Below are 7,378 nucleotides of genomic sequence, written 5' to 3'. Positions count from 1 at the left end.
GGCCCTCCCCCACCGGGGGAGGGGGCAAGTCGGCGCACAGGTTTGGGGCGGGTTGGCGACGGACACCGCTCCCCCTGCTCCTCCCCCGCTGCAGGCTTCACCCTACGGGGGAAGGGGCGAGTTTCGTTATGACGCTTTCGCTTCTTCGTCGCGGATGGCGCGGCGTGGCATGACCACCGCCGGGCGCTGCGCTTCGTCGTAGAAGACGGCGGCTTCGACGCGGTAGATGCGCTCAATGGTGTCTTTTTGCAGCACGTCGCGCGGCACGCCTTGCGCCTGAATTTTCGCATCCGCCAGCAGGATGATTTCGTCGGCAAACTGCGCGGCGAGGTTCAGGTCGTGCAATATCATCAGGGTGATGAGTTGGCGTTCGCGCGTGTGGTGGCGCACCGCTTCGAGCAAGACGCATTGGTGGTGCATGTCGAGCGCGCTCACCGGTTCGTCCAGCATGAGGATTTGCGGGTCGCGCAGCAGCACTTGCGCGAACATCACCATTTGCCGCTGCCCGCCGGAGAGGGCGAGAACGTCGCGTTCGGCGAGATGCGCGATGCCGAGGCTGTGCATCATATCGACTGCGCGCGCCAGTTGGTCGTCAGAGACGCGCATAGTGAGGCTGCTCATTTGTCCGAGCAGCACGACTTCAAGTGCGGTCAGCGAGGCATCGACGACGGTGTCCTGCGGCATGTAGCCGATGGGTTTGCGCCAAGCCATGTGGTTGGTATGGCCGAGGGTTTTGTCCTGGTAGCGGATGCTGCCTTTGTGCGGGATTTCGGCAAAGAGGGTTTTCACCAGCGAGGATTTGCCCGCGCCGTTTGGCCCCAGCACGGCGTAGCTTTTGCCGGGGTGCAGTTCGAGCGAGATGTGGTCGGCAACGCAGAGGTGGCCGCGGTGGATGGTGACTTGTTCCAGTTTCATCATGTGCTTGTTTTCCTTGAGAGGATGATCCAGAAGAAGAACGGCACGCCGATGAAGGAGGTGATGATGCCGATGGGGAATTCCGCGCCGGGGTTGATGAGTTTGGACAGCACCGAGGCGGCGGAGAGGAAGGCGGCGCCGGTGAGCATCGAGGTTGGCAGGAAGTAGCGCTGGTCTTCGCCGACGAGCATGCGCGCGACGTGCGGCGCAACGAGCCCGATGAAGCCGATGGTGCCGACGAAGCTGATGACGGTCGCGGTCATCACTGCGACGATGACCAGCACGCGCATGCGCAGCGCGGCGAGGTTCACGCCCATGCTGGCGGCGCGCGCTTCGCCGAGGCGCAGGGCGGTCAGCTGCCAAACGTTGCTAAAGAGCAGCAGGGTGCAGATGAGGGTAACGACGGTGGTGATGCCGAGTGTCGCCCATTTGGCTTTGCTGAGCGCGCCGAAGAGCCAAAAGAGGATTTTTTGCGATTCTTCCGGGGTGGCGATGTATTGCATCAGCGAGGAGGCGGACTGGAAGATGAAGAGCAAGGCGATACCGACCAGAACGAGGGTTGCCGAGGAGAAGCGGCGCATTGAGGCGAAGATGAACATGATGCCGGCGGCGACCATGGTCATGATGAATGCCATCAGCGGCTGGGCGATGTAAACGCTCATGCCGAAGGTGCCGAAGACGACCACCAGCGCCGCGCCAAAACCCGCCGCTGCTGCCATGCCGAGGGTGTAGGGGCTTGCCATCGGGTTGTTGAGCAGGGTTTGGATTTCCGCACCGCCCGCGCCGAGCGCCGCGCCCGCGACCAGTGCCATCAGCGCAATCGGCAGGCGCAGGTCGTTGACGATGATGTAGGTGATTTTGTCCACGCCAGCGACGCCGAGCCATTGCTGGAAGTGGTACCAGTGCGGCGCAAGCCAGTTTTTGAAGGCCTGCCAGTGTTCGGCGCACCAGTAGAGCATGCCCTGCCAACTGCTGCTACCCTGCCCGTCGGCGACGCAGCTGGCGGCCAGCGGGTAATTGCGGCAGAGGTCGGCGGCGTTAAAGGCGGTGTCCGGCGGCGTGTCGCGGAATTGCAAAAGGGCGTCCAAGACGTTGCGCGCGCTGATTTGTCCGCCAGCGGCGCCGTTAGTGAGATCGAGGACGAGGGTGATGAAGCAGAAGATGACGAAGGCCAGCATAATGAGCCACCGCCGCTTTTCACGGCGGCGGTGGGCGGCAATCGTGTCATGGACGAGTTGTTGCGGCACGGATTACTCCGCTTTCAGGTAGAAAGTGCCTTCCGGGACGACCGGCAGGTATTTTTTGTGGAAGTCGAGGTAGGTTTGCAGCGGATCGACGTCGGCAAAGGCTTCGGGGTAAAGCGCTTTGGCGATGTATTGCATCGAGGCGGCGTCGGTCAGGCTGCGTGATGCGCCTTGGTAGATGCCGTAGAGGCGGTTGTTTTTAATCGCCGGCAGGTCAGCCCAACCGGTGCGGTTTTTGTAGCCGTTCAGGCGTTTTGCCGCTTCGGCTTTGTCGATGTTGATGCCCATCACCAGCGCTTCCGCATTCTTTTTCAATTCGGTTTCGCGCCCGGTAATGACGACCACTTCCGGCTTGGAAACGATGACTTGTTCCGGGTTCATCGGACCTGCATATTCCACATGGCCAACGGCAATATTATCGCCTTGTGCCTGTTCGGCGAGCGGACCCCACATGGTGTTGCCGAAGCTGTTGCCGTATTCGCTCGGGCCTTTGTTGCCGAATTCCAGATAAATTTTCGGTTTCGGTTGGCCGGATTTCTTCACGCGGTCGTGGATATCATCGACGATACCTTTGTACCAATCAGAAATTTCCTTGGCACGCGCTTCCTGACCGGTGATTTCACCAAGAACGCGGGTAGATTCGAGGTGCAGCGGCAGTTGTTCTTTGTTGTAATCGAGGACGACTACCGGAATACCCGCTTTTTCCAGCGGCTCCAAATCATCCTGAATGACCTGCCATTGCCAATCACCGAGGACAACCAAATCCGGTTTCAGTGCCAGCACTTTTTCTACGGAAAAGGTGCCGACTTCAACCTCGCCAACATCAGCCAGTTCCTTCAATTTCGGCAAAGCCTTGCTATAAACTTCCCAACTGGTGGGCGTCCAGTCCGTCCATACCGCTTTGGAAAAGCCGACGACGTTGTCGAGCGCTTTTTCGCCGCCAACGGCGAGGTAGTCGGTGTAATAGAAGCCGAGGACGACGCGCTTGGCAGGTACATCGACTTTGACTTCACGTCCGAGGACGTCCTTGATGGTTTTGACTTCCGCATGGGCGGCGATCATGGCAGCGGCCACCACGGCAGCGGCGAGCAGTTTTTTCAGCATAAAAGCTCCTGATTGTGAATGAAAAAGGAATGGCTCATGAGGCGCCTCCTGGAATAATCCCCGCCACCTGGGGCGCAAGGGCGGCGGGGGATTTTAATGCGGCGGGTGGGAATAAATGCAATTGTGCAAGCGGTGCTTGCACAAATTTTTACGGGCTACGCTAATTGTGCAACAGCCTGTTGCACAATTAGCGCGGCTCCGGGTAAAGGAAAAACGTTCCCTGCGGCGCTACCGGCAAATAATTTTTGTGGAAATCCTGCCAGGTTTTTTCCGGGTCAATATCCTGGAAGGCTTCGGGATAAAGTGCTTTCGCCATGAATTGCGCGGCGGCAAGGTCGGTAATCGAGCGCGACATGGTGTGATAGAGGCCATAGACGCGGTTGTTTTTCACCGCAGGCAAATCCGCCCAGCCGGTGCGGTTGATAAAGCCGTTGAGGCGTTGCCGCGCATCTTTTTCGCTGATACCGATACCCATCGACATCACATTCGGATTCCTGTCGTGTTCCAACTCCGTGCCGGAAATCATGATGACATCCGGGCGGGCAATGAGTAATTGTTCCGGGGTAATCTGCCCCCAGGTGGCAATATGCGGCGCGCTGATATTGTCGCCGCCGACGGTATCAGCAATCGCGCCCCACATATTTTTGCCAAAGGTGTAGCTGTATTCGTCCGGGCCTTTGTTGCCAAATTCGATATAGATTTTCGGCTTGGGTTGGTTTACTGCTTTGACCCGTTGTTGAATATCGGCGATACCGTCGGCGTATTCCTGCGCAATTTTTTCGGCGCGTGCTTCGGTGCCTGCCAACTGGCCAAAGAGGCGGATACTTTTGGTATGGTTTTCTACCGTCTGGTCATTGAAATCAACGACCACTACCGGAATGCCCGCCGCTGCAAAGCGCGGTAATTGTTCCGCCAGCGCTTCATATTGCACTTTCGGAATCACCAGCACATCCGGCTTGGGCGCCAGTGCCTTTTCCAGCGAAAAAGTATTGCTGATGACGTAACCCACATCGGGGATTTCTTTCAACCCCGGTATTTTCGCGGTATAAAGCGCCCAACTGCCCGGATTGAATTTCTCCCAAAACTCGCGCGAAATCCCGGCGACGTTTTTGAAATTCTCGGCGCCGGTCGCAGCGATATAGTCGGGATAGTAAAACGTCAAAATGGCGCGTTTGACTGGCACATCCACCTGCACTTCGCGCCCCAGCACGTCATGCAGCGTCCTGACTTCTGCCTGCGCCGGAAACAGCGCCAGCGCGACCAGACAGCACGCCATTTTTACCAATTTTTTCAACATGATTACCCCCGGACAGCGGAAAAACGCGGGCATCATGCCGGGCGTTACATCTAATGTCAATAATTCCTGTTTGGTGGTGCCGCGCCCGGCGCGCAAAAATTTCACGCAGCTTGCTGTGTCTATACAGATTGTTAATGTTTGCACTTTCCGCGATAATGTCGCCCCATGAGTTACCTTTCCCCCGAATTCATCGCGGCGTTTCTGCCCTTCTTCGCGCTGTACTGGAGCCTGCGCCGCCGCCTCGACCTGCAAAACCACCTGTTGCTCGCCGCCAGCTACGCGCTGGTCGCGACCTACAGCCTGCTGTTTGCGCTCGAACTTTTGCTGTATTCGGCCTTTATCTACCTCGCCGCGCGCCACATCCAGTATTACCGCAGCAAGCGCGCGCTGAAAATCGCCATCGCCGTCGCCATCGGCCACCTTTGCCTGATGAAATACCTGGACTTTTTCCGCGTTCACAGCCAAAGCCTCTTGGACGCGCTCGGCATCTCCTGGCAACTGCCTGCGGTGGAAATCCTGCTGCCGGTCGGCATCTCCTACTACACCTTCCACTCCATCACCTACCTCGTCGCCGCCTACCGCGTGCAAATCACCGTGGAAAAACCCGAACGCCTCTGCCTCTTCCTTGCCTTTTTCCCGACACTCATCGCCGGCCCTATCTGCCGCGCCAGCGAAATGCTGCCGCAATACGCCGCCACCGCGCCGCGTGCCGTCGGCGACAGTGGCCGCATCTTCATCCTCCTCATCAGCGCGCTCACCAAAATCCTCTGGCTCGAAGCCTGGCTCAAAGAAAACTGGGTGACGCCCATCCTCGGCAACCCCGAACAATACCAGCCCGCCGAAGTCCTCGCCGCGCTCTACGCCTACACCCTGCAAATCTACCTTGACTTCTCCGGCTACACCGAGCTCGTCACCGCCATCGCGCTGCTGCTCGGCATCCGCATCCCGGAAAACTTCAACCAGCCCTACGCCGCCGCCAACCTGCGCGACTTCTGGCACCGCTGGCACATCAGCCTCTCCAGCTGGATACGCGATTACCTCTACATCCCGCTCGGCGGTAGCCGGCGCGGCCTGCTGCGCACGCAAGTGAACGTCGCCATCGCCATGCTCCTCTCCGGCCTGTGGCACGGCGCCAGCGCCAACTACCTCATTTGGGGGGCGATGCACGCGGGCGGCCTCATCCTGCTCAACCTCGGCGACCGCCTCATGGGCAGAAACGCCGTCGCCACGCTCAGCCCGGCACTCGCCCGCTACGGCACCATCCATTACATCGTCCTCACCTGGGCGGTGTTTTACAGCAACGACGCCGACAACACCCGCGCCATCTTCCGCGCACTCGGCGGCAACATCAGCCTGCACGCGCCCGCCGCCGCGCTCGCCTTCATCGCCGCCTTTAACCTTCTCCTTTACCTCTACCCGCGCAGCGCCGGATGGCAAGAACACGCCGCCGCCCGCTGGAGCCGCCTGCCGTGGTACAGCCAGGCGCTGCTCTTCACCGCCGCGCTGCTCACCATCACCGCCTGCGCCCCCGCAGGCATTCCCGATATCCTCTACAGCAACTACTGAACCGCCATGCCCATCCGCAGCCTGAAAATCCTCGCCACCCTCGCCAGCAGCCTCATCCTTGCGCTCTGGCTGATGCAACACAACATCGAACAATACTGGCAACAAACCTACTACCGCCAGTCGCCGCTCGCCGCCCTGCAAAACAACGCCCTCTGGCGCAGCGGCGACGCGCTCAAACAAGCCTTGGGGCGCCTCCTCGGCGCGGGCGGCCACCACGCCGCCAGCATCCCCGTACCCGTCGCCACCGCCGCCGCCAAAACCGTCGCGCCTGCACCGCAACCCGCCCCCGCCGACGATACCCCGTGGCAACACCGCCACCCCATCGCCGCCAACACCTACCTTCCCGCCGGGCAGGACTGGACGCACAACACCATCCAGCGCGTTCCCCGCTTCAACAGCGACGACAACCCCGACAACGACACCGCCCTCACCCTTGACGCCGACATCCCGCCGGAAGACACCGCCAGCGACACCACCGAAGCCGCGCCTGCGGGCAAAACCCCGATCCGCCTCGGCGAAGGCGACCGCGTGCTGCTCATCGGCGACTCGATGATGCAATCGCTCGCGCCGCACATCCAGCGCGAACTGCTCGCCCGCCACCACATCAAAAGCATCAACCGGGGCAAACCGAGCAGCGGCCTGCGCTTCCCCGGCTACTACAACTGGCCGGAAAACCTCGCCGCCCAACTCGAAGAAAACCCGGACGTGCGCCTCATCATCGTCCTCCTGGGTGCGAACGACCCGCAGGACACGCCGAACCCCGCCAACCCCAAACACTATATGCACTTCGGCACCCCCGAATGGGAAGCCTACTATCGCGGCGAAATCCGCAAAATCCTGCAAACGGCGGCGGCGCGCGGCGCCCAAACCCTGTGGATCGGACCGCCGCTGATGAAAGCGCCGAAATACAGCAAAAAAATCACCTACCTCGACCAGATCATCGCCGAAGAAGTCGAAAACGCGCAACAGCACTACCAGAACACCAACCGCCTCTTCGCCAAGGCCGACGGCAGCTACACCGCCTTCCTGCCGGACGAACGCGGCAAACCGGTGGCGGTGCGCAAAGGCGACGGCATCCACTTCACCGGCTCCGGCGAAAAAATCCTGACCCAACGCATCCTCGAACACATCAACCCCTGAGCGGCAGCGATTGCGTTCTCAAATATAGCCGTTCACCGAAAGTCTCAGAGCCTGTTTAAAATCTTGGAGAACCGCATTTTTCCGTATGCTTGTGTAGGAAACTGAAAACCGG

The 7,378-nt window shown here is 59.9% G+C and carries 6 protein-coding genes; 2 read left to right on the top strand and 4 right to left on the bottom strand.

Features of this window, described 5'->3' with window-relative positions; translation table 11 throughout:
• Window positions 1-126: 126 nt before the first annotated feature.
• The 4 genes from Q0349_RS06270 to Q0349_RS06255 all read right to left on the bottom strand — a co-directional run bounded on the left by Q0349_RS06270 (window position 127) and on the right by Q0349_RS06255 (window position 4,560).
• Window positions 127-918: an ABC transporter ATP-binding protein gene (locus Q0349_RS06270; protein ID WP_298080020.1), complete on the bottom strand. Its 792-nt coding sequence runs from the start codon at window positions 916-918 to the stop codon at window positions 127-129.
• Window positions 915-2,162 (bottom strand): iron ABC transporter permease, encoded by a 1,248-nt coding sequence (locus tag Q0349_RS06265; protein WP_298080019.1) that lies wholly within the window; start codon window positions 2,160-2,162, stop codon window positions 915-917. Before Q0349_RS06265 ends, Q0349_RS06270 begins: the two co-directional genes overlap by 4 nt.
• A 3-nt stretch (window positions 2,163-2,165) precedes the next feature.
• The gene (locus tag Q0349_RS06260) at window positions 2,166-3,263 is read right to left on the bottom strand and encodes an ABC transporter substrate-binding protein (protein ID WP_298080018.1); all 1,098 of its coding nucleotides are present in this window, start codon (window positions 3,261-3,263) and stop codon (window positions 2,166-2,168) included.
• 187 nt (window positions 3,264-3,450) lie between these two features.
• The gene (locus Q0349_RS06255; protein WP_298080017.1) at window positions 3,451-4,560 is read right to left on the bottom strand and encodes an ABC transporter substrate-binding protein; all 1,110 of its coding nucleotides are present in this window, start codon (window positions 4,558-4,560) and stop codon (window positions 3,451-3,453) included.
• Window positions 4,561-4,725: 165 nt separating this feature from the next.
• On the opposite strand from Q0349_RS06255, the gene Q0349_RS06250 reads away from it, so the two are divergent.
• Together Q0349_RS06250 and Q0349_RS06245 are read left to right on the top strand one after the other, a co-directional pair.
• Window positions 4,726-6,126 carry an MBOAT family O-acyltransferase gene (locus Q0349_RS06250; RefSeq protein ID WP_298080016.1) on the top strand — a complete coding sequence of 467 codons (1,401 nt, stop codon included), beginning with the start codon at window positions 4,726-4,728 and terminating at the stop codon, window positions 6,124-6,126.
• Window positions 6,127-6,132: 6 nt separating this feature from the next.
• Window positions 6,133-7,266, top strand: a complete 1,134-nt coding sequence (locus tag Q0349_RS06245) for a DUF459 domain-containing protein (protein WP_298080015.1) — start codon at window positions 6,133-6,135, stop codon at window positions 7,264-7,266.
• The last annotated feature ends 112 nt before the right edge of the window (window positions 7,267-7,378 follow it).

The sequence above is a fragment of the uncultured Cardiobacterium sp. genome (assembly GCF_938028185.1).
Taxonomy (GTDB): Bacteria; Pseudomonadota; Gammaproteobacteria; order Cardiobacteriales; family Cardiobacteriaceae; genus Cardiobacterium.
This window is presented reverse-complemented; position numbering and strand designations above follow the sequence as displayed.

What these genes read in the sequence shown, in the direction of transcription:
- Q0349_RS06260 (WP_298080018.1), bottom strand. Translation starts at nt 3,263, where the DNA reads ATGCTGAAAAAACTGCTCGCCGCTGCCGTGGTGGCCGCTGCCATGATC.
- Q0349_RS06255 (WP_298080017.1), bottom strand. Translation starts at nt 4,560, where the DNA reads ATGTTGAAAAAATTGGTAAAAATGGCGTGCTGTCTGGTCGCGCTGGCG.
- Q0349_RS06250 (WP_298080016.1), top strand. Translation starts at nt 4,726, where the DNA reads ATGAGTTACCTTTCCCCCGAATTCATCGCGGCGTTTCTGCCCTTCTTC.
- Q0349_RS06270 (WP_298080020.1), bottom strand. Translation starts at nt 918, where the DNA reads ATGATGAAACTGGAACAAGTCACCATCCACCGCGGCCACCTCTGCGTT.
- Q0349_RS06245 (WP_298080015.1), top strand. Translation starts at nt 6,133, where the DNA reads ATGCCCATCCGCAGCCTGAAAATCCTCGCCACCCTCGCCAGCAGCCTC.